This window comes from Agrobacterium sp. CNPSo 2736 (genome assembly GCF_004005385.1).
In the GTDB taxonomy this organism is placed as follows: domain Bacteria; phylum Pseudomonadota; class Alphaproteobacteria; order Rhizobiales; family Rhizobiaceae; genus Agrobacterium; species Agrobacterium leguminum.
In genome coordinates this window covers 258672-284156 of record NZ_RZTX01000003.1, presented here as the reverse complement: position 1 = coordinate 284156, position 25485 = coordinate 258672, and the positions used below count along the sequence as shown (strand labels likewise).

Genomic DNA, 25485 nt, shown 5'->3' with positions numbered 1-25485 from the left:
TCCCATGATAAATGCGGTTTCCGTAACGGGCCGTCTTCAACATCATATGGCGCCGTTTGATGTGACTACATTTACATTTTTCGAGATTTGAGCGCCAGAACAAACATAAAAACAGTGACTTGAAAGAAGTTATCCTGTAGGGTGCATGACAGGGTGGAGCTGTGAAATTGTAAATTTTGTAAAAGTCTTTTGCCTGCAAAGTTTGTAACAGGTTTGTATGAGTCGCAGGCACGGGGAGGTGAGGCGGTGTCGGAAAACAAGATTTTTGCAGGCCCGCGCGTGCGCCGCATTCGCAACGGTCTCGCGCTGACGCAGACGGCCATGGCCGAGGCGCTGGCGATTTCGCCGTCCTATCTCAATCTCATCGAGCGCAACCAGCGGCCGCTGACGGTGCAGCTGCTTTTGAAGCTTGCCTCCGTCTACAAGGTCGATCTGGACGACCTGCAGGGCGAAAGCGCCGGTTCCGCCGGGCAGCTGCGCGAGGTCTTCGCCGATCCGCTGCTTGCCGGTGAAGTGCCGTCGCCGCAGGAGCTGATCGAGGTTGCCGATGCCGCGCCCAATGCAGCAAGCGGTGTCCTCAAGCTTTACCGGGCCTATAGGGAGCAGGCGCAGCGCCTTTCCGATCTTTCCGATCTTCTGGCGCGGGAAGGGCACGAGACGGCGCTCTCCTCCACCCGCCTGCCGATTGACGAGGTGCGCCACGTCTTTGAAGACCGGCCGGCCTATTTCCATGCCATCGACGCGGCGGCGGAAGAACTTCACAAACACCTGTCGGCGGGCGACGATCTCGCCTCCGGCCTTCGTGCATGGCTTCAGAAAAACCACGGCATCGTGGTTCGCACCCTGCCGGTTCATGCCATGCCGAACCTCAGGCGGCGTTATGACCGCCATTCGATGCGGCTGTTTTTATCCGAACGCCTGTCGCAGCCGGACCAATTGCGGGAAATGGCGATGGAGACCTGTCTTCTGGCGCTTCGCGAAGAAATCGGCACGGAGCTTGAAGGGCTCGGCCTGAAAGGGGAGGAGGCAAGGCGCATCGCCCGCTTCGAACTGGCGCGTTACGCCGCCCATGCGTTGATGATGCCCTATGGCGCATTCCTGAGCGCCGCCCAGCGGGCGAAATACGATCTCGAGGTTTTGCGGTCGCGCTTCAACGTTTCTTTCGAACAGGCAGCCAACCGCCTCGTCAGCCTGCAACGGCCGTCAGCCGCGGCGATCCCGTTTTTCCTGATGGAAATCGACAATGCCGGCAACCGTTTCCGCCTTGCGGGGGCCGGCGGTTTTCCAAGGGCGCGTTTTGGCGGCCTCTGTCCGCGTCTCAACATCCATGCCGCTTTCGCCCAGCCGGGACAGGTGCTGGTCGAAGCGGTGGAGATGCCGGATGGCGACGCTTTCCTCACAGTGTCGCGCACGCTGGAAGGTCCGCAGGCGGGTTTCGGGGAAAGAGTGAGGCGCACGGCGGTGCTTCTCGGCTGCGATTTCGCCCAGGCCGGAGAGACCGTCTATGGCCCCGCCGCTTCGGGTGCTGCGCCCGTCGCCGTCGGCCCTTCGTGCCGGCTGTGCGAAAGGCAGGGCTGTCTGTCGCGGGCGGAAGCGCCGCTGACGCGGCCGCTCGGGCTCGATGAAATGGTCACCGGCCTCAGTGTTTTCGACTTCCAGTAGGTGTTTCCATTCGCTTTTTCCCGGCCGGAACACATTTGGTTGAAAATGCTGTGCTGCACATTTCCCGCTTGCTCCCTTCTGTTTTCCTTTCTAGTCTCTCCCAAAAAAGGGGATCACGCTCCCACCGTGAGGATGCGTTAACAGGAGACATCATGAAAAACCGTTCTCTCCGCCTGACCTTGGCTCTCACCACCGCGCTCGTTGCAGCAGGCTCGGCAATGGCCCAGGAGAAGGTCGTCCACGTCTATAACTGGTCGGATTATATCGACGAATCGATCCTTGCCGATTTCACCAAGGAAACCGGCATCAAGGTCGTCTATGACGTTTTCGACAGCAACGAGCTTGTGGAAACCAAGCTTCTGGCCGGCAGCTCCGGTTATGATGTCGTGGTGCCGACGGGCCCCTTCCTCGCCCGCCAGATCAATGCCGGCGTGTTCCAGAAACTCGACAAGTCCAAGTTGCCGAATCTGAAGAACATGTGGCCCGAGGTTTCCGAGCGTCTGGCGAAATACGATCCCGGCAACGAATATGCCGTGAACTACATGTGGGGCACCACCGGCATCGGTTACAACGTCGCCAAGGTGAAGGCTGCTCTCGGCGATGTGCCGGTCGATAGCTGGGATATTCTCTTCAAGCCGGAAAATGCCGAAAAGCTGAAATCCTGCGGCATCAATATTCTCGATGCGTCGGACGAGACCTTCGCCATCGCCATGAACTATCTCGGCAAGAATCCGGATAGCAAGGAAACCGCCGATCTCGAGGCGGGCGGCGACGTCTACATGAAGATCCGCCCCTATGTGAAGACCTTCAATTCCTCCGCCTATATCGATGAACTGGCGAATGGCGACAGCTGCATCACCATCGGCTGGTCGGGCGATATCCTGCAGGCGAAGAGCCGCGCCGAGGAAGCCAAGAACGGCGTCGAGGTGAACTACGTCATCCCGAAGGAAGGCACCTATATGTGGTTCGACAACCTTGCCATCCCGGCGGATGCCAAGAATGTCGAGGAAGCCCACGCCTTCATCAACTATCTGATGCGGCCGGAAGTCATCGCCAAGGCCTCCAACTATGTTCAGTATGCGAATGGCAACCTCGCTTCGCAGGCGCTGATGGATGAGGCCGTCGCCAAGAACCCGGCGGTCTATCCCGATGCAGAGACACTGAAGAAGCTCTTCACCATCTCGCCCTACGGACCGAAGGAACAGCGCGTCCTGAACCGCGTCTGGACGCAGATAAAGACCGGCAGCTGACACTTCCGCCCGCTGGTTGAGGAACGGCCGGCGGGCCTGTTCCTCTGATCCTTTGCCGGCAGGTCCCGTTACCTGCCGGTGTCGCCCGCCCCGAAGCATCGATCGAAAGACCAACGGGATTTGAGGGTAGGGTGAATGGCGAAAACTCTGGGGCCGGTCAAACGCAAATTCAGCCCGTGGGACAACCCCGATGCGGTTCCCTTCATCCGCTTTGAAAACGTCACCAAACGTTTTGGCGATTTCGTCGCCGTCAACAATCTGACGCTCGATATCTATGAACGCGAATTCTTCTCGCTGCTCGGTCCCTCCGGCTGCGGCAAGACCACGCTGATGCGCATGCTGGCCGGTTTCGAGGAACCGACCGAGGGCCGCATCCTGCTGCAGGGCAAGGATATTTCCGGCGTGCCGCCCTATAAGCGCCCCACCAACATGATGTTCCAGTCCTATGCGCTTTTCCCGCATATGTCGGTGGAAAAGAACGTCGCTTTCGGTCTGGAGCAGGACGGTCTGCCCAAGGCGGATATCGCCGCCCGCGTCGGGGAAATGCTGCGGCTCGTCAAGCTCAGTGAATTCGCCAAACGCAAGCCCAGCCAGCTTTCCGGCGGCCAGCGGCAGCGCGTGGCGCTCGCCCGCTCGCTTGCCAAGCGACCCAAGGTGCTTCTGCTGGATGAACCGCTCGGCGCGCTCGACAAGAAGCTGCGTGAGGAAACGCAATTCGAACTGATGGACATCCAGACCAATCTCGGTCTCACCTTCCTCATCGTCACCCACGATCAGGAAGAAGCGATGACGGTCTCGGACCGCATCGCTGTCATGGACAAGGGCAATGTCGTGCAGGTGGCGACGCCGGCCGAGATCTATGAAGCGCCGAATAGCCGCTACGTGGCGGACTTCATCGGCGATATCAATATTTTCGACGCCAACGTCGTCGCGAATGCCTCCGATATCGGCAAGCCCGGTCTGGTGACGCTGGATTGCGAAGGGCTGAAGGTGGCGGTGGAGCAGGAATGCGCCGCTGCGACCGGCAGCCAGGTGGCTTTCGCCATCCGCCCGGAAAAGGTCCGCATCTCGCTCGACCAGCCCGCCGACAGCAGCGTCAATTCCGCCTATGGCGAAGTCTGGGATATAGGTTATCTCGGCGACTTCTCGGTCTTCATCGTCAAGCTTGCCGACGGCCGCGTCATTCGCGCCGCGCAGGCGAATGTTTCGCGTCTCGTCGATCGCCCGATCACCTTCGGCGATATGGTGTGGCTGAACTGGAAGCCGGATTCCGGCCTCGTCCTGACGCGCTGAGGGAGGCTTCGATGGCGATCACCACTCCCGAAAACCGGCAAAGCCCCTGGCGCTGGCTGGTCGTCGCGGTTCCCTATTTCTGGCTGCTGTTATTCTTCGCAGCACCGTTTTTCATCATCTTCAAAATCTCGCTGTCGGATACGGCGATCTCCATGCCGCCCTATACGCCGGTCTTCGAGGGGTTTTCGAAGCTCGGCGCGTTCTTCTCCGAACTGGATTTCGAAAATTACCTCTTCCTGACGGAAGACCCGCTCTACATCGATGCCTATCTGTCATCGCTGCGCATCGCCTTCATCTCCACCTTCCTGCTGCTCCTGATCGGCTATCCCATGGCGCTGGCCATGGCGCGCGCGCCGTCTTCCATTCGCCCGACGCTGGTGATGCTGGTGATCCTGCCGTTCTGGACCTCGTTTCTGATCCGCGTTTATGCCTGGATCGGTATTCTGAAGCCGGAAGGCCTGCTGACGGTGCTGTTCCAATGGCTCGGACTTCTCGGGCCGGACCAGCAGGTCAATATCTTCCGCACCGAGACGGCGATCTTCATCGGCATTGTTTATTCCTATCTGCCCTTCATGGTGCTGCCGCTCTATTCGGCGCTGGAAAAGCTCGACAATACGCTGCTGGAAGCGGCGGCCGATCTCGGCTGCCCGCCATGGAAGGCCTTCTGGAAGATTACTTTCCCGCTGTCGCTGCCGGGCGTCGTGGCCGGCTCGATGATCTGCTTCATTCCGATAACAGGGGAATTCGTCATCCCCGATCTCTTGGGCGGCGCCCAGACGCTGATGATCGGCAAAACGCTGTGGACGGAATTCTTCGGCAACCGCGACTGGCCCCTGGCATCCGCCGTGGCGGTACTGCTTCTGCTGTTGCTGGTGGTGCCCATCGCCATCTTCCAGAACCAGCAGAAGAAGGTGGGGTGAGGCCATGAAGCGCGGAAAATTCGACATCACCGTCCTAACCCTCGGTTTTGCCTTTCTTTATATCCCGATCATCATCCTGATCGTTTATTCCTTCAACGCCTCGAAGCTCGTCACTGTCTGGGGCGGCTTTTCGCTGCAATGGTACCGCTCCATGTGGTCGAATGAGGGGCTGATGGATGCAGCCTGGGTGACGCTGCGTGTCGGCATCCTCAGCGCCACCATCGGCACCATCCTCGGAACGCTGGCGGCGCTGTCGCTGACGCGATTTGCCCGCTTCCCGGGCCGGGTGCTGTTTTCCGGCATGATCTATGCGCCGCTCGTCATGCCGGAGGTCATCACCGGCCTGTCGCTGCTGCTGCTCTTCGTGGCCGTCGGCGTGGATCGCGGTTTCTGGACAGTGGTTATCGCCCATACGACTTTCACCATGTGTTACGTGGCGATCGTCGTGCAGTCGCGGCTCCTGACCTTCGATCGCAGTCTCGAGGAAGCCGCGCTCGATCTCGGCTGCCCGCCGGTCAAGACCTTCTTCCGCATTACCCTGCCGCTCATCTTCCCCGCCGTCATTGCCGGCTGGATGCTGGCCTTCACCCTGTCGCTGGACGATCTGGTGATCGCCAGCTTCGCCACCGGCCCCGGCGCAACCACGCTGCCGATCAAGATTTATTCGCAGGTTCGCCTCGGTGTGACGCCGGAAATCAACGCCATCTGCACGATCCTCATCGGGCTTGTCACCATCGGCGTGATTGTCGCCTCCATCGCTTCCAAACGCACCGAATTGCAGCGCATGCGGGACGAACATGCGGCGGCGCGGAACTGATCGAATATCCTGCGTCGATTTTTACGCGTTACTGTTGAAATCGCGAGAAAAGTAGAAACTGTTAATTTAGTTTCGGCGCTTTACGGTCTCAGAATAGGAATTTTCGTCGGTAATTGATCGATTTTGGTTTTAACCGCTTGTTAATAGGAGTTGGCGGAAAGTAAACCCAACGCAGGGCCGTCAAATTTTTGATAGCCGGGACTGATAATTTCCATCTGGCGAGATTGTCCCCCTTTCTCTCGTTGAAAAGCACAACTCATCCAGGCGGCCGCAAGGCCGCCTTTCTTTTTGCCGCAAAGGCCCTTGCCATTCAGCGGTTTTCCGGATGATCCATCGATTTCGAGACGATAAGCACGGGAATAAGCCCGGCAATGATGATGATGATCGCTGGCACGGCCGCATCCTGCACCCTTGAGCGGGACGCATCCTCATAAACCAGCGTGGCCAGCGTGTTGAAACCGAAAGGCCGGAGCAGGATGGTGGCCGGCAGTTCCTTCATGGATTCGATCAGGACGAGCAGAAAAGCCGTCAGCGCCGCGGGCCGCATGTTCGGCAACAGCACCTTGAAAAGCGTCTGCGCCCGGTTGCGCCCAAGCGTTCGCGAGGCCATGTCGATATGTGGAGAAAGCTTCTGAAAACCGGCATCGAGCGTGCCTTCCGCCATGGTCATGAAGCGCACGGCATGGGCGTAAATGATGGCGAAGGCGGTGCCGGAGAGCAGCAGCCCGGTGGAAAAGCCGAAATGTGCGCGGATGAAGCCATCGACGCCATTGTCGAGACTGGCCAGCGGAATTAGCACCCCGATGGCGAGCACGGTTCCCGGCACGCCATAACCCATGGAACCGAAGCGGGCGGCCACCTTCGAGCTGCGCGAGCGCTCGGTGCGGATGGCATAGGAAAACACGAAAGCGGCTATCAGCGTCACGAAGGCGGCGGAAAGCGAGACTTCGAGACTGTGCCCGAGTGCTTTGAGAAGCTTCGGCGCAAACAGCGCATCGAGCCTCCTGGCGGCGTAACCGCCAAGCACGATGACGGGAATGAAAAAGCCGCTCGCCACGGGAACGAAGCAGAAAAGGCTCGCGCCCCAGCGCCGCCAGCCGTTGAGCGCCTTCAGCCGGTGACGCTGCGCCATGCTTGTCGCCTTCGGCGCGCCGAAGCGCTGTTTTTCCCGCGCATTGCGTTCGATGACGATCAGCGCACCGACGATGACGAGGATGACGGCGGCGATCTGCGTCGCATTGGCGAGATTGCCGCGATTGAGCCAGGTTTCGTAAATGGTGAAGGTCAGCGTCTGGACGCCGAGATATTCAACCGCGCCGATATCGTTCAGCGTTTCCATCAGGACCAGAGAAAGCCCGATGGCGATGGCAGGCCGGGCCATCGGCAATTGCACGGAGAAGAACACATTCAGCGGTTTTGCGCCAAGCGTGCGGGCCGCTTCGGCCGCAAACCGCCCCTGCATGGAAAAGGCGGCGCGGGCCGAGAGATAAACGTAAGGATAGAGGACCGAACTCAGAACGATCACCGCACCGCCGAGCGAGCGTATGTCCGGAAACCAGTAATCGCGGATGCTGTGATAACCGAAAGCGGCGCGCAACGCGCTCTGCACCGGGCCGGTGAAATCGAGGAACTCACCGAAGGCATAGGCGGCGAGATAGGAGGGGATGGCGAGCGGCAGGACGAGTGCCGCGGACAATAACCGCCGCAGCGGAAATTCGAATGTGGTGACAAGCCAGGCGCAGACGATGCCGAAGAAAGCCGTCGTCGCGGCCGTCATCCCCAAGAGCAGGAAGGTGCGGAACCCGGCGCGCGGCAGGACATTGGCGAGAAGATGCTGCCATCCCTCCGTGCTGCCCGTCAGCGCCAGCCAGAAAATTGCCAGAATGGGCATGGCGGCAATGGCCGCGACGATGACCGCCGTGATGGGCAACACCGAGAAGCGTCTTGTTGCCGGAAGGGAAACCGTCATGGACATGCCAGTCTACTGTCGTGCAAAGGCCTCAACCGGCGACCATTGTGCCGGCGGCTTCCGCATTGCTACGCCCGCATGGCCTCAGTTGGCAAGAACCCGCTGCGACGGAAAGGTGATTTCCACCAGGGTGCCTTCATTCGGCGTGGAGGTGATGGAGAAATTCGCCCGGTTGGCGTCCACCATCGCCTTGGTCAGCGGCAGGCCGAGCCCGGTGCCGTCGCCGCGCACACGCTTGCCGGAGGAGGCCACCTGCCGGAACGGCTTCATGGCCTGTTCCAGTTCCGCCCGGGTCATGCCGATGCCGGTGTCGCGAATGCGCAGCGACACGCTGCCATTGGCCTCATAGGCGGTGGACACCACGATCTGGCCGCCCGAGGGGGTGAAGCGGATGGCGTTCGACAGGATGTTCAGCACGATCTGCTTGATCGAGCGCAGGTCGGCGACGATCTGCGGCACGGATTGGGCAAGAGCGGTGCGGATGATGACGCGCTGGTTGTTGGCCTGCGGCTGCACCAACGAGACCGCCTCGGCCACCGTTTCGTTGAGCGGCACGGCGACGAAATCCACATCCATCTGCCCGGCCTCGATCTTGGAAATATCGAGCAGATCATTGACGATGTCGAGCACATGCCGGCCGGAGCGGCCGATATCATTGGCATATTCCACATAACGCGGATGGCCGATCGGTCCGAAACGTTCGGTCGCCATCATGTCGGCAAAGCCGATGATGGCATTGAGCGGCGTGCGGATTTCATGGCTGACGCGCGCCAGGAAGTCGGTCTTGTGGGCATTGGCGGTTTCCGCCGCACGCTTGGCGTTGCGCAGTTCTTCTTCCGTGCGCTTCCACTGGGTGATGTCGCGGATCACCGCACAATAGCCATGCGAGGATTTCAGCCGGCCGATGGTCATGAACAGCGGCAGGAAGCCGCCGGACGCTTCTCGGCCGATCACTTCGCGGCCGTCGTTCAGCACGCTGGCGACACCGTTATTGGCAAGGCCGGAAAGATAATCCAGCACGGCGCGCTGGCTCTCATGGGCAAAGAGGGTGACGAAAGGCTTGCCGGCGATTTCACCATTGTCATAGTTGAACAGCGCGCTGGCGGAACGGTTGAGCGAGCGGATTTCACCTTCGTCTCCCAGAAGCACCACGCCGTCGGTGGCCGTTTCCAGAATGGAATGCAGCTCCTCCACTTCGCCCTGCAGCAGGGAGAGGCTGCCTGCTTCCGCATTTTCGGCATCGCCGGCAGCAATATTTTCGTTGGCGGCCGCAACAGGCGTCTGCTTTTCCTCAAGCGGCACCAGCGACAGCATCAGCGCCTTGGTTTCTTCCCAGCGAATGGACTGCAACCGCGCCTTGACGGGAATGATGTCGTTGTCAGAGCTGACGACCACCATGCCGCCTTCGTTGTCCGGCATGTCCTCCAGCTCCTGCCGCTGCAGCAGCGCTTCCAGACCGCCCACCTCTTCGAGTTCGGCGAGAGAGCCATAGCCCGTCAATCGCAGGAAATCCGGATTGGCGTGGATCAGCCTGTCGCCGGCATGCACCAGAAGCGCCACGGGCATCTGGTCCAGCGTCTCGGCCGTCAAGGCATTTGCGGGACGAACGGCCGGGCTGACCATGGCGGCGGCAATATCGGCAGCCGGCCGCTCGTCAGCCGCAGGCTCCTGCTTTTCCTCGGAACCGCTTTCATCCGCCGGTGCGCGAATGGCCACAGGCTGTTCGCCACGAACATAATCGGCGAAAAGATCGTCTTCCTCCGCCGGTTCGGTTTTCTTGTCGTCATTTTCCGTTTCGGAGGGCGCGCTTTCCGAAACATCCGCATCGATATCCTGCTGGATATCCTGCATCATCGGATCAGCGGAAATGGCCTCCGCATCCGTTTCCCGGTCTTCTTCGGAAGCAGCATCCGCCGGCGCAAGGGCCCGGCCGATTTCGCGGAAGGCAGCCTGCTCGCCTGCGGTCAGCCCCTCGCGGGAGCGCGAGCGGCGCTCCTCCAGATGGACGACCTTGTCGGAATAGGCCGGCTCCAGCGTGGGCGTTGCAACCGGCGCTTCGAATTCCGGCGGAGTATAATCATGGTGTTGCTCTTCAGCCGAAACCACGTCCGATGCATCATCCGCCGCATCGGCCTCCGTTGCCGGGACCGCATCCTCAGCGATGGAATCGGGATCTTCGCCTGCCTCGTGATCTTCATCGATAAAGGCCAGCAATTCGTGGCTTTCATCCTCAATGACGGGCTGCGGCAGGGCTTCCGCCGGATCGGCCTCTTCGCCGTTGAGGAAGGTCAGGCCGGTGGCATGCGGGTCTTCGGCGGCATCGGCAAGCCGCACGATGCCGAAACCGCGGAAGCCGTCGAATTCGCGTGAGCGCGTATAGGTGGGCAGGGCGGCGAGATCGATCGGCACCATCAGCGATGTGCCTTCCACCGGCCAGTAGATCGTCTTGCCGGACCATGTGTCGCGACGGCCGAGAAGCTCGCGGATCTTGCCGTCGGGATCGAGATTGAACAGGGCCGCGACATCGGCAAAGCCCATGCCTTCCACCGCAGCCGCCTTGGCGCCCACAGCCTCTGCAAATTCATGCGAGATCGAACTGAAGCGCCCTTCCGCATCGATTTTCCAGACGAAACGGGAAGCGCGCGCACCGGCATTGAAAACAAAAGGCTGCGCTTCTGCGCCAGCGCCGATGTCCGTTTCCTCGGTCTCCGTCTCCGCCGTTATCTCCTCATCCGCCGCAGGAGCAGCTTCTGACGGCGCGGTTTCGACGATTTCATCGTCCGCGACTGCGTTTTCTTCGGCCCGGGTCTCTTCGGGGGGGGCATCGGCGACTGCGCGCTCGGTTAGGGGAGCCTCCGCTTCATCCTCATCGAGTTCGAAAAGATCGGCGATGTCGTCGGTCATCGCCACATGTGCCGCGGCGTCGGCGTCCTGCACGGAAAGCACCGCCGGGGTCTCCGCTGCGTTTTCCGGCAATGACAGAGGGCTGTTCTCATCCTGCTGCGCTGCCACTTCCTCTTCGGGATCGACCGGCAGTTCCTGCACCTCTTCCATATCCTCGATGCCAGCGACGGCATCGAGCACGGAATCGAAAGAGGAGGTTGCAGCGGCAACAGGCGCGACCTCCGCAACCGGCAGGGCGGGCTCGGCGGCGGCTGGCGTTTCCTGCGGCCTGTCTTCTGCGAAACCGTTGACGGGATCGAGTGTGCCCAGCGCGGTTTCGACCACGAACATCAGGTTCAGTTCGGGCGATGCCGCAATCTGGCCGGTGGCGGCGGGCAGATAGCCCTTGCCGGTCGGCACCGGCCGCTTGACGAGATGGCCGGACTGCCCGGCTGCCATTTTCACCAGTGTCCGTGCGGTATGCGGCGTGATGCCGAGCGACGAAAAGCCGGGCGAGGCGGCGACAATCTCGTTCTCGCCGTTCAGGACCGCCATATGGATATCGGGGTCATCGAAACCTTCGATCATGCGCCGGGCGCATTCCGCCGTGTCGGGTGCGGCCTGATCGGTAAGGGCGGAAAACAGGATGGCGGGCTGGCCGGGTTCGGCCTCGATGATTTCCGCGCGCGCCGTAACGGCAAGGCTGCGGAAGCCGGACGTGATGCGAATGGTAAACGGCAGGCTGTCGCCCGCTTTGGAAAGCCGCGCCGCCGTGGCCGCCAGTTGCCGGAAGGTCACGTCCTGCGGTTTCGGGCCCTGTTCCAGAAAATCGTAGACCATCGGCGTGCCGAACAGCGCCGCACCCCGGCCATTGGCCCAAAGGGCGTTTTTAAGGTCGAGCGAGAACAACGCCATGGCCGCGCCGCGCCCGAAACCTTCACGCACCCGTTCATGCACTGCGATATCGATAAAGGGATACTGGACGGCGGGCATGTCGAAACCTATTCTGGCACTACCGGACCTTGCGGGCTTTTCGGCTTCCTCATGAAGCTCTAAACGTAAACCCGCCAAGGCATCACGTTAACAGAATTTTAAATAACTTCACAGCGCGGTCCGGTCCACCATCCGCCGGATGAATCGCCAAATAGAGTTAACATCAACAGGCCGCTGCGGCCTCTTTATGTCAGCCCGACCCATTGAAAAGCACTTGCCTTTCTCAGCCTTTTTTCGCAAAATTCGAACAGGCACTTGCAAATGGGGAAAACACCTTTTATGTCACCCCCCGTGACGCCGCTTCGGCGTTTCATGTGCGGTTGTAGCTCAGTTGGTTAGAGCGCAGGTTTGTGGCACCTGAGGTCGGTGGTTCGACCCCACTCAACCGTACCATTCCCCTCTCCCGGTAAGTTATGCGTCACAAGGACTTTCCGGGAGAGGGGAATATTTTATCCAGCCCGATCCGCGCAGGCCGCTGCCGATTTCCGAAAATCCTCAAAATTATTGCCATGTCCATGGTGGTCCCCACGCAACCTTGGTGACGTGTGGGCCTTTGCCACACGCCGTCCGGCAAAAACCATTTGGCTAAAATCGCTTGCGCTGGTATTGTCCGCCCAACGAAACCTTATGAAAGCCAGCAGCATAGCGTCTACGCTTGTGCGCGGCGAAATGGACAAGACAGTGATCGACCCCGGAAACGGCCCAAAGCCGTCGGAACAAGGGGCGTCGGTGGCGAACAAAGGGAAAGCGAAGCGATCCCGTCGTGGCAAGAAACACAAGCGTGACGGTCAGCCCCGTGACGCTGCTGTGCTGTCGCATGATGTTGCCGCGGATGTTCCGGCCGGTTCCTCCTATGTATCGGCCCTCGAGCCGGATGCCGAGCCGCGCAAGAGAAAGCGCCGCAGGCGCTCTCGTGGCAAAGGCGCGTCTCAGCAGGTTGCAGCAGCTTCAGGCGCGCAGGCGCAGGCTCCAGCCGCAACAGATGTTGCCAATCCATCCTCCGTGCCACCGGGCGCAGGGCGAAAGTCGCGCCACCGCAAGCGTGGTCACCGCGATCCGCGCGGCCGCGATCCACAGGGCCGTCCGCTGGTTCCCACCCATGCGCCGAAACATGTCGGCAAGCAGAATGGCCGCGCCAATGGGGCCGGGCAGGACCCGCACCGGCAATCCGAACTATCCGCCCGCCATGCCGGCCGCCAGCATGAGCATGGCCAGGAGCCGCCGGCGGATATGTATGCCGCGCTCGATCTCGGCACCAATAATTGCCGGCTTCTGATCGCGCAGCCGACGCGGCCCGGCCAGTTCCGGGTCGTCGATGCCTTTTCGCGCATCGTTCGGCTGGGCGAGGGGCTGGTGTCGAGCGGTCGGCTCTCCGACGACGCCATGGATAGAGCTGTCGAGGCGCTGAAAGTCTGCTCCGCGAAACTCTCCGGTCGCCCGATCAGGCGCATGCGGCTCATCGCCACCGAGGCCTGCCGCGCTGCGTCGAATGGCGAGGAATTTCTGGCGCGTGTGACGCGGGAAACGGGCTTGAAGCTCGAAATCATCAGCCGCGAGACGGAAGCCCGCCTTGCGGTGTCCGGCTGCGCCTCGCTCGTCGGGCGCGAGGCGCGTTCGGTCGTGCTGTTCGATATCGGCGGCGGATCGTCGGAAATCGCCGTCATCAAGGTCGGGGAAAGCCGCTCGAACCGGCTCGCCAACCACATCACCCACTGGACCTCGTTGCCGGTTGGTGTCGTCACGCTTTCGGAACGTCATGGCGGGCGCGATGTGACGCCGGATGTGTTTGCCGCCATGGTGCGGGAAGTCGAAGGGCTGCTCGATGCCTTCCATTGCCCGCCTCTCGCGCCGCAAACCCATCACGAGGATTTTCATCTGATCGGAACCTCGGGCACGGTGACGACGCTTGCCGGCGTCCATCTCGACCTGCCACGATACGATCGCCGCAAGGTGGATGGGCTCTGGCTTTCCGATGCCGAGGTGACGGCGATGCAGGACAAGCTTCTGGCCTGGGATTTCGCGGGCCGCGCCGCCAATGCCTGCATCGGGCCTGACAGGGCCGATCTGGTTCTGGCCGGCTGCGCCATCCTCGAGGCCATTCGCCGCCGCTGGCCGGCACGCCGCATGCGCGTGGCGGATCGCGGCCTGCGCGAAGGCCTTTTGACGGATATGATGGCGGATGACGGCGCATGGCGGCGCAACCGCATCAGGCGCATGCAGATGACACGGCAGGACAGGACGGAAGGTTTGACATGAGCAAGGCGCCGACAAGCAATAACCGCACCGGCCGCAAGATCGGCCAGAAGGTCAAGAAGACCAAGCTCAAGGCCTCGTCGCGCCGCTGGCTGGAACGTCATATCAACGACCCCTATGTGCAGCGCGCCAGACTTGAGGGCTATCGCGCCCGCGCCGCCTTCAAGCTCCTGGAAATAAACGACAAGCACCAGATTCTGAAGGGCGCGCGCCGCATCATCGACCTTGGCGCCGCACCCGGCAGCTGGTCGCAGATCGCCTCCAAGGTGACGGATTCGACCGAGGACGATATCCGCGTCGCGGCCATCGATTTCCTTGAGATCGATCCCATTCCCGGTGTGAAAATCCTGCAGCTCGACTTCCTCGACCCGAGCGCGCCGGAAAAGCTCATGGAAGCCGTTGGCGGCACGCCCGATCTGGTGCTGTCGGACATGGCCGCACCGACCACCGGCCACCAGAAGACCGACCACATCCGCACCATGCATCTGTGCGAAGTCGCGGCCGATTTTGCCGTTCAGGTGCTGGCGGAAGGCGGCCATTTCCTTGCCAAGACCTTCCAGGGCGGCACGGAAAAGGCATTGCTGGATATGCTGAAGAAGAACTTCAAGCAGGTTCTGCACATCAAGCCGGCGTCGTCCCGCTCGGAATCGGTGGAAATGTTCCTGCTTGCCAAGCACTTCAAGGGCCGCAAGAACGAGCCGGCCGACGCGTCCGAAGCCGAAGAGGCTTCCGAAGACTGATCACTCCGCCGGTTGCGAGACCTTGCCGCGGTGGCCGGAGACGGCCGCCCCCGCATTGCCGTCCATGCGGATGATCGGCACGATGGCGAACAGCGATACCAGCGCTACGATGGTGAAGGCGATGTGGAAATCGGCGAGCTGCAGATGCGTACCCGACATCATGCTGCTGACTTCCAGAATGGAAGCGGCGAAAGCCACGCCCAGCGCCAGGCTGATCTGCTGCAGCACCGACGCCATCGAGGTCGCCTGGCTGGCCTGACTGTCCTCGATATCGGAATAGCTGAGCGCGTTCGATCCGGTGAAGAAGAAGGACCGGGCAAATCCCGCTGTCACAAGGAAGATCATGATCAGCGGATAGGGCGTTTCCGGGGTGAAGAAGCTGTTGGCGAGCGTCGTGAAGGCGCCGACGATGCCGGCTCCGATCAGCGTTGAGCGGAATCCCGTTGCCGCAAACACCCGCTTGGCCATGAATTTCGTGGTGATCGCACCGATTGCGCCGGCAAAGGTGATCATGCCCGACTGGAACGGGTTAAGCCCGAAACCGATCTGCAGCATCAGCGGCATCAGGAAGGGTATGGCGCCCGTGGAAATGCGGAAAACGGTGCCGCCGACGGAAGCCGCCCGGAAGGTCGCGTTCTGGAATATGCGAAAATCGAGAATGGGGGCAGGGTGGCGCGCGGCGTGGCGCAGATAAAGAAAACCGCAGATGAAACCGATGATCGTCGAGGCAATGCCGATGGCCGGCGGCAGGGCCGGCAGGCTGACGACGGAGAGGCCGAACACCACGCCGGAGGCGGCGATGCCTGAAAGCACGAAGCCTTTGCCGTCCATGGGCGGCGGGTTGGTGGTTTCGATTTCCGGCAGGAAGATCGTCGAGAGCCAGATGCCGATGACGCCGATGGGCACATTGATCAGGAAAATCCAGTGCCATGAAAAATAGGTGGTGATGAAGCCGCCGATGGGCGGGCCGGTCAGCGGTCCCACCAGCCCCGGAATTGTCAGCAGCGCCATGGCGGAGACGAGTTCGCTGCGCTTGGTCGTGCGCAAAAGCACGAGGCGGCCGACGGGCGTCATCATCGCCCCGCCCATGCCCTGCAGGAAACGCGAAAGCACGAATTCGAACACCGAGGACGACACCGCGCAGCAGATCGACCCCACCACGAAGACGCCGATGGCGAACCGGAAGATTTTCTTCGCGCCATATTTGTCGGCCATCCAGCCGCTGATGGGAATGAAGATCGCCAGCGCCACCATATAGGCCGTCAATGCGAGCTTGAGCGTGATCGGCCCGACATGAAGGTCGGCGGCAATTGCCGGAAGCGAGGTGGCGATGACGGTGGAGTCCATCTGCTCCATGAAGAGAGCGACTGCCAGAATGAGGGGAATGATGCGGTTCATGAGGCTGCCTGCGGCTTTCCGCTGCGACAAAGGATATCGCCGTTCCTCCTACGCCTGATAAGCGGGCTTGCCAACACGTTAATTATCAATTTCTCAAGTTCCGATCAAACCTGCGTGAGGCCGGTTTTCTTGCAACTTTCTCGCTCTATTGTCCGTTGGCACGGTTCAGTTGGCGATCATGGCCAGTTGGCGATATCGGAGACAAGACAATGACCCAATCCTTGAGCATGAGCAGACGCGGCCTCATCGGTGCAGCGGGCGCAAGCGTTCTCGGTGCGCCGCTGTTGATGGCGCGCACGGCAACGGCCCAGACCAGCCAGCCGCAAACCTCCATGGAGATAGAACACGCGATGCCGCCTGAAACCAATCGCTTCAAGCTCGGCAATTTCGAAGTGCTGGTGGTGAAGGATGGCGCACGCGCGGCCCCCAATCCCGGCGAGACCTTCGGCACCGACCAGTCGGCCGAGACGGTCGGAAAATTGCTGGAAGACAATTTTCTGCCGAAGGAGCAATTCGTCAATTCCTTCTCGCCGGTCCTCGTCAATACCGGCACCGATCTCGTGCTGTTCGATACCGGTTTCGGTGAGGCCGGGCGCGGTGCGGGCAATGGCCGGTTGATCGAGGGCATGGCGGCCGCCGGTTATACGCCGGAAGATGTGACCGTGGTGGTGCTGACCCATATGCATGGCGACCACATTGGCGGCCTGATGGAAAAGGGCGCTCCGGCTTTTTCCAAGGCGCGCTACGTGTTCGGCCAGGCGGAATATGATTTCTGGACGGATGAGAAACGCGTCGGCACGCCTGCCGAAGGCGGCCACAAGGGCGTTCTCACAAACGTCAAGCCGCTGGCGGAAAAGGCGACCTTCATTGGCGACGGCGCCAGTGTCGTATCCGGGATTACCGGCGTGGCGGCCTTCGGTCATTCACCGGGGCACATGATCTTCCGTGTCGAATCGGAAGGCAAACAACTCATCCTGACGGCGGATACGGCCAACCATTTCGTCCTTTCCCTGCAGAAACCAGACTGGGAGGTGAAATTCGACATGGACAAGGCGGCAGCCGCTGCGACCCGCAAGAAGGTCTATGACATGATCGCCACCGACCGTTTGCCTTTCCTCGGGTATCACATGCCGTTCCCGGCTGTCGGTTACGCGGAAAAGCTGGATACCGGCTATCGTTTCGTGCCGAAATCCTATCAGTTCGACATCTGATGCATGTCGCGCAAAAGTGTTAAGCGGTTTTGCGATAACGACATGCATAAAAACAAGCAGTTAGAGCGCGTCGTGTGGAACAGGAATCCACACGATGCGCTCTAGCGTCTGCTGCAACGCAGCAACAGAAAAAGCCCGGAAGCCGATTCCGGGTTTTTTCTATTCCCTTCCTGTCATGAACGTGTTACCAGCCCTCGCCAACTTCCAAGCAATCCTTGCAGGGCGCCGGGGTGAACTTTTCGTTCCGGAACGGCCACGCATTTTCAGTATGAAGGAATTTGGTCATGGCACGCATCATTCAAACACCCACTGGTTTGGACGCTCTCACATTTGACGATGTGTTGCTGCAACCCGGACATTCCGAAGTCATGCCGGGACAGACGAATATCGCCACCCGCATCGCCCGCGATATCGATCTGAACCTGCCGATTCTGTCTTCCGCCATGGATACGGTTACCGAAGGCCGCCTCGCCATTGCCATGGCCCAGGCCGGCGGCATCGGTGTCATCCACCGCAACCTGACCCCCATCGAACAGGCCGAAGAAGTGCGGCAGGTGAAGAAGTTCGAAAGCGGCATGGTCGTCAACCCGGTCACCATCGGCCCGGACGCGACGCTCGCTGAAGCACAGGCGCTGATGAAGGCGCATGGCATTTCCGGCATTCCGGTCGTTGAAAACGGCGGTTCCGGCGGCCACAAGAACGGCCGTCTCGTTGGTATTCTGACCAACCGCGATGTGCGCTTTGCCTCCGATCCGCAGCAGAAAATCTACGAACTGATGACCCGCGAAAATCTGGTCACGGTCAAGGAAAGCAGCGTCGATCAGCAGGAAGCGCGCCGCCTGCTGCACAAGCACCGCATCGAAAAGCTGCTGGTTGTGGATGCCAAGGGCAATTGCGTCGGCCTCATCACCGTCAAGGACATCGAGAAGTCGCAGCTGAATCCCAACGCCACCAAGGACGCACAGGGCCGTCTTCGCGCCGCTGCCGCCATCAGCGTCGGCGCTGACGCCATCGAGCGCGCCGAGCGCCTCATCGATGCCGGCGTCGACCTTCTGGTTGTTGATACCGCGCACGGCCATTCGCAGCGCGTGCTGGATGCCGTCTCGCAGGTCAAGAAGATGTCGAACTCGGTTCGCATCATCGCCGGCAATGTCGCCACCGCCGACGGCACCAAGGCGTTGATCGATGCCGGCGCCGATGGCGTCAAGGTCGGTATCGGCCCCGGCTCCATCTGCACCACCCGCATCGTCGCCGGCGTCGGCGTTCCGCAGCTCGCGGCCATCATGTCGTCGGTTGAAGTCGCCAATGCGGCTGACATCCCCGTTATCGCCGATGGCGGCATCAAGTTCTCGGGCGATCTGGCCAAGGCGATCGCCGCCGGCGCTTCCGCCGTCATGATCGGCTCGCTGCTTGCCGGTACGGATGAAAGCCCGGGCGAAGTGTTCCTTTATCAGGGCCGTTCCTTCAAGGCCTATCGCGGCATGGGCTCCGTTGGCGCCATGGCGCGCGGTTCCGCCGACCGTTATTTCCAGGCCGAAGTGCGCGACACGCTGAAGCTCGTTCCGGAAGGCATCGAAGGTCAGGTTCCCTACAAGGGCCCGGTTTCCGGCGTCCTGCACCAGCTGGCCGGCGGCCTGAAAGCCGCCATGGGTTATGTCGGCGGCAGCAACATCAAGGAATTCCAGGAACGCGCCACCTTCGTTCGCATCTCCAGCGCGGGCCTGCGCGAAAGCCATGCCCATGATGTGACGATCACCCGCGAAAGTCCGAACTACCCCGGCGCGGTTTGATCTTTCGAGGCGAATCCGTAAAAGGATACTGAGTATTTGGCGCTCCCCGATTCATGCCGGATCGGGGAGCGTTTTCATGATTGGAGAAGAAAGCATGTCACCCACGACCGCAATGTTCTGGCCGATGATCACCCATGTCTTTCTGGTCTTCTGGCTTTACGGGCTTCTGATCGTCCGGCGCAACAAATACACCTTCAAGGATCGCGAATCGGCGATCAAGCTGCGCGACCGGGGCGAGGAGGCGCGCGAAAGCCATCTGGTGAACCGCAACATCGCCAATCAGTTCGAACTGCCGGTGCTGTTCCACATCGCCTGCCTGCTGCTCTACATCACGGATGCGGACAATATCGTCACCGTCGTTCTGGCATGGCTGTTCGTGCTCTCGCGTTATGCCCATTCCTATGTCCACGTCACCAGCAACCGCCTGCGTCAGCGTGGCGCATTGTTCGGCATCGGCTTTGCGCTGGTCGTCTGCCTGTGGGCATGGCTCGCCATATGGTTGGCGCTGGAGTAAATCGGCACCGTGAGGTTGCCTCATAAGTGAGACAATCCCGCCTTGCAAAATGCTCCGATTTGCGATGGGTCAATTCCATGACGCCCCATCCCCGCTAATCTCTGCCTCGCCGTCAAGGATTTCAGGCGAGCAGAGATTAGGGAGTATGTCATGGCTAAGACAATGAAGGCAGCCGTCGTCTGCGCGTTTGGAAAACCGCTGACCATCGAGGAAGTGGCGATACCGGATCCCGGCCCCGGTGAAATTCTCATCAACTACAAGGCGACGGGCATTTGCCACACCGACCTGCACGCCGCAACCGGCGACTGGCCGGTCAAACCCAATCCGCCCTTCATCCCCGGCCACGAAGGCGTCGGTTACGTTGCCAAGATCGGCGCTGGCGTCACCGGCATCAAGGAAGGCGACCGCGCCGGCACGCCCTGGCTCTACACCGCCTGCGGATGCTGCATTCCCTGCCGCACGGGCTGGGAGACGCTGTGCCCGAGCCAGAAGAATTCCGGCTATTCCGTCAATGGCAGCTTTGCCGAATACGGCCTCGCCGACCCGAAATTCGTCGGCCGCCTGCCGGATAATCTCGATTTCGGTCCGGCCGCACCGGTGCTCTGCGCCGGCGTCACCGTCTATAAGGGCCTCAAGGAAACCGAAGTCAGGCCCGGTGAGTGGGTGGTCATTTCAGGCATTGGCGGGCTTGGCCACATGGCCGTGCAATATGCCAAGGCCATGGGCATGCATGTCGTTGCAGCCGATATTTTCGACGACAAGCTGGCGCTTGCGAAAAAACTCGGAGCCGATGTCGTCGTTAATGGTCGCGCGCCTGACGCGGTGGAGCAGGTGCAGAAAGCGACCGGCGGTGTCCATGGCGCGCTGGTGACGGCGGTGTCGCCCAAGGCCATGGAGCAGGCTTACGGCTTCCTGCGCTCCAAGGGCACCATGGCGCTTGTCGGCCTGCCGCCGGGCTTCATCTCCATTCCGGTGTTCGACACGGTGCTGAAGCGCATCACGGTACGCGGCTCCATCGTCGGCACGCGGCAGGATCTGGAGGAAGCGCTGACCTTCGCCGGCGAAGGCAAGGTGGCGGCCCATTTCTCCTGGGACAAGCTCGAAAACATCAACGATATCTTCCACCGCATGGAAGAGGGCAAGATCGACGGCCGTATCGTCGTGGACCTGGCCGCCTGATGTGAAGAACCGGTGGCGGCGCTCACGCAAATGTGTGACGCCGCTTGCCCCCGCCTCGTTCCCCGCGGGGCGATCTGCGCTATCCTTCCGCATCCGTGCGTTCAAGGAGGATAGAGCGATGGACGAGCCCAGGATCACGCAGGCCATGATCGACGCTTACGATGAATATACCCATCTCAGCCTCGATCGCCGCAAATTCATGGAAAAGCTCACCGTACTGGCCGGGTCTGGTGCAGCGGCGGCGGCCATCGCCCCGCTTCTTTCGGCCAACAGCGCCCGTGCGGCTGTCATCGCGGCCGATGACGACAGGATCGTCGCCGAGGAGGTTACCTATCCCGCCCCCGGTGGCGAGATGAAGGGTTACCTCGTTACACCGAAATCCGCTTCCGGCCCCATCGGCTCGGTCATCGTCATCCACGAGAACCGTGGTCTGAACGACCATATCCGCGATGTGGCAAGGCGTGTGGCGCTCGCCGGTTTCAGGGCGCTTGCGGTCGATTTCCTATCACCGCAGGGTGGCACGCCCGCCGATGAGGAGAAGGCGCGGCAGATGTTCAGCGGTCTCGACATGGACGCGACCGTCGCCAATGCCGAAGCGGGCCGGGTATGGCTTGCGGCAAGGCAGGGGGCGAATGGCAAGGTCGGTGCTGTCGGTTTCTGCTGGGGCGGCGGGCTGGTCAACCGTTTCGCCACCAAGTCAGAAGGTTTGAATGCCGGCGTCGCCTATTACGGCCAGCAGGCCCCTGCGACCGATGTGCCGGCCATCAAGGCGCCGCTGCTTTTGCACTATGCGGGTCTCGACGAGCGCATCAATGCCGGCATCGACGCCTATAAGAAGGCACTGGAGGAAAACGGCAAGACCTTTGAAATCTTCGTCTATGACGGCGTCAACCACGCCTTCAACAATGACACGTCCTCGGCGCGCTACGACAAGGCGGCCGCCGATCTCGCCTGGGGCCGGACGACGGAGTTCTTCAAGAAATATCTGGCGTGATGGGGTTTTTTGGGCGTGCATTGTCTATGAACCGGAGGTGCGTGAGGCTTCACCCCCCCTCTGCCCTGCCGGGCATCTCCCCCTCAAGGGGGGAGATCGGCAAGAGGCCCGCTTGTCGCTTCACTCTCAAGCTTCAAGATGGACGAGACATCGCCGCAGATCGATCTCCCCCCTTGAGGGGGAGATGCCCGGCAGGGCAGAGGGGGGTAAAGCCCCACGCACCTCAATCCGCTGATCTACACGCCCCCAGCCCCACGCTTCAAATGCTCGTCGAGCCTCGGCATGATCTCCACGAAATTACAGGGCAGGTGGCGATAATCGAGCTGGGCCTTGAGAATCCCGTCCCACGCATCCTTGCACGCACCCGGCGAGCCCGGCAGCACGAAAATGAAGGTCGCGTTCGCCACGCCGCCGGTCGCGCGTGACTGGATGGTGGCGGTGCCGATCTTGTCATAGGAGATGCGATGGAAGAGGGCGGAAAATCCATCCATGCGCTTTTCGAACAGCGGCTCCAGCGCTTCGGGCGTCACATCGCGGCCGGTAAAGCCGGTGCCGCCGGTGGTGATCACCACATCCACGCCTTCAGTGAGCGTCCAGTCGCGCACGGTGCCGGCAATCGCTGCCTTGTCATCAGGCACGATGGCGCGAGCCGCGAGCCTGTGGCCCGCTTCCTCCAGCCTTGCGACGAGCGTATCGCCGGATTTGTCGTTCTCCAGCGTGCGGCTGTCCGAAACGGTCAAAACCGCAATGCCAAGGGGAATGAAGGGTCTTTCGCCTGCCATGGCCTTATCCTCGAAGTATCTGTCTTCAAATGGTCCGCGTCGCCTGAAAATACCAGCCGGGGCGTTTCTTCAGAAGCGATGTTTCCGCTTTCCTGGCCGCTTCAAGGGAATGAAAAATCCCGAAACAGGTTGCTCCCGAACCGGACATGCGCACGAGCGCAGCACCTTCCTGCGACAGCAACCCAATGATTTCCCCGATTTCCGGCAGAAGCGCCTGGGCCGGCGGTTGCAGATCGTTACGGCTTTGGGCGAGAAAATCCATCCAGCCGATTGTCGCAGAGGCGGGCAGGGGCGGATTGGTCTTGTTCTGCAATCGCCGGAAAATCTCCGGCGTCGAGACCGCCTTTAGCGGATTGGCCAGAACCATCGACAGCTCCGGCAGATCGGTCACCGGTTCGATGTCCTCGCCGATGCCGCGCGCGATCAGGGATCGGCTCTCAAGGCACATCGGCACATCCGCCCCGAGCGTCAACGCCATGGATGCAAGCGTATCCGGTGCGATCCCGGCACGCCAGTGCCGCAAAAGCCCACGCAGTGTCGCTGCCGCATCCGCCGAGCCGCCGCCGATACCGGAAGCCACCGGCAGGTTCTTTTCAAGATGAATGGCGACCGGGGGTGCCGGTTGACCTGTCGATGCCAGCGCATCGCGCAACAGGTCCCTAGCGCGGGTGACGAGGTTATCGCCGCCATCGCCCGCGCGCAAAAGATCGCCGAAAGGGCCTGAGATGGAGAAACTGTCGGCATCGGCGTCGCGAATACGGATCGTGTCGCCGGCTTCGGTAAAGGTCACCAGCGTTTCGAGCAGATGATACCCATCCGCTCGCTGGCCGGTCACATGCAGCGCCAGATTGATCTTGGCCGGGGCCGCCTCGATGGTCTCGGTGGCCCCGGAAACCTCATGTCCGCGCATGCGGCGTCAGGATTTCTTGTCCGGAGTGGCAGCGGGTGCCGGTGCCGGAGGAGCCGGCGGCACCGGCGCGACGTCCTTCTTGGCGGTATTTTCGGCATCTTTTTCCACCGGCGGCAGGCCGTTGGCGATCTTTTCCTTCACCTTGGCCTTGTCCACGTCGTCGCTGTCGCCGATCAATGCGCGGTTCCACTGATAGACCGCCTCGATCTTGCGGCCGACCCGCCAGTAGGCGTCGCCCAGATGATCGTTGATGGTCGGATCGCCGGCTTTCAGTTCGATCGCCCGTTCCAGCTCGGTCACGGCTTCGTCGAAAGCGCCGAGGCGATAATGCGCCCAGCCGAGCGAATCGACGATATAGCCGTCATTCGGCCGAAGCTCGACCGCGCGGCTGATCATCTTCATGCCTTCATCGAGATTGATGCCCTTGTCCACCCAGGAGTAACCCAGATAGTTCAGAACCTGCGGCTGTTCCGGGTTCAGCTCCAGCGCCCGCTTGAAATTCGGTTCGGCCTTGTCCCATTCCTTCAGCCGCTCATAGGCGATGCCGCGCTGGAAGAAGACCGACCAGTCGGATTTCTGCGGCACGGAGCCGATGACCTCGATGGCCTTGTCGTAGTTCTCGGCCATCGCCTTGTAGTCCTTGGCGTCCGAAAGCACGCTTCCATAGGCGAGATAGGAACGGATATCCTTCGGATCGGATTCGAGCAGGGATTTGAGATGCTTGCGCGCTTCCTCCACCTTGCCGGTCTGTGCGAGCGTCAGTCCGAGCTGCAGCTCGGAGATGCGATACATCGGCGAATCCTTCGGCACCTCGCGGTAGAAAGCAATGGCGCGGTCAGGCTGTTTCAGCGCTTCGGAAAGGCCGCCGAGAAGGATGAGCGTATCCGGGCTCTTCGGATCGAGCGCGCGCGACGTCTGCAGATAAAGCGTCACGATTTCTTCGGCGCCTTCGCGGTTCAGCGCGCCGGCGATGGAGAACATCACGCTGGCGGCGCCCTCCACCGCATTGGTGATCTGCTGTTCCGGCTTTTCACCGTTTTCGATGGACTGGCGAAGTGCCTTTAGCGGCGCGTAATTCGGCGCGAAAGTATCTCCGACCGCAATCGCATCCAGCGCCTTCTGCTTGTTGCCGGCGGAAGCCTCCAGCCGGGCAAGCGCCATCACCGCGCGCATATAGGTATCGGAGGCGGTTGCCCCGCCTTCGCGGTCCGTCACCGCTTCGTTCAGGCTCTTGCGGGCGGCTTCATTGTTGCCGGAAACAAGGGCGATGGCCGCCGCATTGTATTTCTGGAAGATCGAAATCCAGCCCGGGCCCTTCATGTTGTTGACCAGCGCCAGCGCTTCCTTCGGCTTGCCGGAACCGGCGCGCGCCCAGGCGGTCAAAAGCGTGTTGACCATGCGGTCGAGATCGTTCGGGCCGGTATATTTCAGGATCTTCTCGGCCTTGGCGAATTCCTTGTCCTTGATGGCGTCGAGGCCGCGTACGATGGTCGTCACGCGCTCCACCGAGGTATCGTCCTTCATCGAATCGGCGATCTTGGCGCCGGCCTCGAAATTGCCGCTCAGAAGTTCGGCGATCATCAGCCGCTGGCGGATTTCCGTATTGGCCGGATCGAATTCCAGCGCCTTCTTGTAAAGCGAAATCGCGGTGGGATAATCCTGATCGACATCGGCATTGCGCCCGGCGAGGAAGGCGCCGGAGAAGGTGTTCACCTTGCCGGGATCGAACGTAACGGCCTTGTCTTCCGGTGTCGCCTTCGTCTCCGCAAAGCCGGGGCTCGCACCCGCGCCGATTGCGAGAGCAGCGGCAAGAGCCGCGCTGCAGAGAAGACGGAGTGCTGGTTTACGCCGCATGAGGGAACCTTTGCCTTTGTGCAGAAGCACGGAAAAATCAGTTTCCATTGTTGGTCACGATAGAATGGCTTTT

At 61.0% G+C, this 25485-nt stretch carries 18 protein-coding genes and 1 tRNA gene; 13 read left to right on the top strand and 6 right to left on the bottom strand.

The features are described from left to right. Nucleotides 1-246 precede the first annotated feature (246 nt). The 5 genes from EM858_RS07735 (at nucleotide 247) to EM858_RS07715 (ending at nucleotide 5942) form a co-directional block, all read left to right on the top strand. Nucleotides 247-1662, top strand: a complete 1416-nt coding sequence (locus EM858_RS07735) for a helix-turn-helix domain-containing protein (RefSeq protein WP_127756346.1) — start codon at nucleotides 247-249, stop codon at nucleotides 1660-1662. A 152-nt stretch (nucleotides 1663-1814) separates the two neighbouring features. After that, nucleotides 1815-2912 carry a polyamine ABC transporter substrate-binding protein gene (locus EM858_RS07730; protein WP_078051237.1) on the top strand — a complete coding sequence of 366 codons (1098 nt, stop codon included), beginning with the start codon at nucleotides 1815-1817 and terminating at the stop codon, nucleotides 2910-2912. A 135-nt stretch (nucleotides 2913-3047) separates the two neighbouring features. Beyond that, nucleotides 3048-4205 carry an ABC transporter ATP-binding protein gene (locus EM858_RS07725; RefSeq protein ID WP_127756345.1) on the top strand — a complete coding sequence of 386 codons (1158 nt, stop codon included), beginning with the start codon at nucleotides 3048-3050 and terminating at the stop codon, nucleotides 4203-4205. Nucleotides 4206-4216: 11 nt separating this feature from the next. Further along, nucleotides 4217-5125 (top strand): ABC transporter permease subunit, encoded by a 909-nt coding sequence (locus tag EM858_RS07720; RefSeq protein WP_080817796.1) that lies wholly within the window; start codon nucleotides 4217-4219, stop codon nucleotides 5123-5125. A gap of 4 nt (nucleotides 5126-5129) precedes the next feature. Further along, nucleotides 5130-5942, top strand: coding sequence for an ABC transporter permease subunit (locus EM858_RS07715; protein ID WP_065654420.1), 813 nt, complete (start codon nucleotides 5130-5132; stop codon nucleotides 5940-5942). A 310-nt stretch (nucleotides 5943-6252) separates the two neighbouring features. On the opposite strand, the gene EM858_RS07710 is transcribed toward EM858_RS07715, so the two are convergent. Both EM858_RS07710 and EM858_RS07705 read right to left on the bottom strand, forming a co-directional pair. Further along, nucleotides 6253-7917 (bottom strand): iron ABC transporter permease, encoded by a 1665-nt coding sequence (locus tag EM858_RS07710; protein WP_164865355.1) that lies wholly within the window; start codon nucleotides 7915-7917, stop codon nucleotides 6253-6255. A gap of 78 nt (nucleotides 7918-7995) precedes the next feature. After that, the gene (locus EM858_RS07705; protein WP_127756344.1) at nucleotides 7996-11787 is read right to left on the bottom strand and encodes an ATP-binding protein; all 3792 of its coding nucleotides are present in this window, start codon (nucleotides 11785-11787) and stop codon (nucleotides 7996-7998) included. Between the two features lie 316 nt (nucleotides 11788-12103). Between EM858_RS07705 and EM858_RS07700 the strand changes: the two genes are divergently transcribed. The 3 genes from EM858_RS07700 (at nucleotide 12104) to EM858_RS07690 (ending at nucleotide 14780) form a co-directional block, all read left to right on the top strand. After that, a tRNA-His gene (locus tag EM858_RS07700) sits at nucleotides 12104-12180 on the top strand. A 234-nt stretch (nucleotides 12181-12414) separates the two neighbouring features. Beyond that, nucleotides 12415-14043, top strand: coding sequence for a Ppx/GppA phosphatase family protein (locus EM858_RS07695; protein ID WP_164865354.1), 1629 nt, complete (start codon nucleotides 12415-12417; stop codon nucleotides 14041-14043). Next, nucleotides 14040-14780, top strand: a complete 741-nt coding sequence (locus tag EM858_RS07690; protein ID WP_065654416.1) for an RlmE family RNA methyltransferase — start codon at nucleotides 14040-14042, stop codon at nucleotides 14778-14780. The genes EM858_RS07695 and EM858_RS07690 overlap by 4 nt, the downstream gene beginning before the upstream one ends. Here EM858_RS07690 and EM858_RS07685 read toward each other — a convergent pair whose 3' ends face one another. After that, nucleotides 14781-16178: an MDR family MFS transporter gene (locus tag EM858_RS07685; protein ID WP_127756342.1), complete on the bottom strand. Its 1398-nt coding sequence runs from the start codon at nucleotides 16176-16178 to the stop codon at nucleotides 14781-14783. 209 nt (nucleotides 16179-16387) lie between these two features. Here EM858_RS07685 and EM858_RS07680 point away from each other — a divergent pair, with 209 nt between their 5' ends. The 5 genes from EM858_RS07680 to EM858_RS07655 all read left to right on the top strand — a co-directional run bounded on the left by EM858_RS07680 (nucleotide 16388) and on the right by EM858_RS07655 (nucleotide 21866). Beyond that, nucleotides 16388-17389, top strand: a complete 1002-nt coding sequence (locus tag EM858_RS07680; protein ID WP_162934026.1) for an MBL fold metallo-hydrolase — start codon at nucleotides 16388-16390, stop codon at nucleotides 17387-17389. A gap of 284 nt (nucleotides 17390-17673) precedes the next feature. Continuing rightward, nucleotides 17674-19179, top strand: a complete 1506-nt coding sequence (guaB, locus tag EM858_RS07670; RefSeq protein ID WP_065654415.1) for an IMP dehydrogenase — start codon at nucleotides 17674-17676, stop codon at nucleotides 19177-19179. 112 nt (nucleotides 19180-19291) lie between these two features. Beyond that, nucleotides 19292-19693: an MAPEG family protein gene (locus EM858_RS07665; protein WP_164865366.1), complete on the top strand. Its 402-nt coding sequence runs from the start codon at nucleotides 19292-19294 to the stop codon at nucleotides 19691-19693. Between the two features lie 150 nt (nucleotides 19694-19843). Beyond that, nucleotides 19844-20872, top strand: a complete 1029-nt coding sequence (adhP, locus tag EM858_RS07660) for an alcohol dehydrogenase AdhP (RefSeq protein ID WP_127756340.1) — start codon at nucleotides 19844-19846, stop codon at nucleotides 20870-20872. Between the two features lie 118 nt (nucleotides 20873-20990). Continuing rightward, nucleotides 20991-21866, top strand: a complete 876-nt coding sequence (locus tag EM858_RS07655; protein WP_127756339.1) for a dienelactone hydrolase family protein — start codon at nucleotides 20991-20993, stop codon at nucleotides 21864-21866. A gap of 236 nt (nucleotides 21867-22102) precedes the next feature. Here the strand turns inward: EM858_RS07655 and moaB are convergent, their stop codons facing one another. Genes moaB through EM858_RS07635 form a run of 3 tightly spaced genes read right to left on the bottom strand, consistent with a single transcriptional unit; the run spans nucleotide 22103 to nucleotide 25412 of the window. Beyond that, nucleotides 22103-22648, bottom strand: a complete 546-nt coding sequence (gene moaB, locus EM858_RS07645) for a molybdenum cofactor biosynthesis protein B (RefSeq protein WP_127756338.1) — start codon at nucleotides 22646-22648, stop codon at nucleotides 22103-22105. 25 nt (nucleotides 22649-22673) lie between these two features. Further along, nucleotides 22674-23558 carry a 4-(cytidine 5'-diphospho)-2-C-methyl-D-erythritol kinase gene (locus EM858_RS07640; RefSeq protein WP_127756337.1) on the bottom strand — a complete coding sequence of 295 codons (885 nt, stop codon included), beginning with the start codon at nucleotides 23556-23558 and terminating at the stop codon, nucleotides 22674-22676. Between the two features lie 6 nt (nucleotides 23559-23564). Then, nucleotides 23565-25412 carry a tetratricopeptide repeat protein gene (locus EM858_RS07635; protein ID WP_127756336.1) on the bottom strand — a complete coding sequence of 616 codons (1848 nt, stop codon included), beginning with the start codon at nucleotides 25410-25412 and terminating at the stop codon, nucleotides 23565-23567. Nucleotides 25413-25485: the final 73 nt, after the last annotated feature.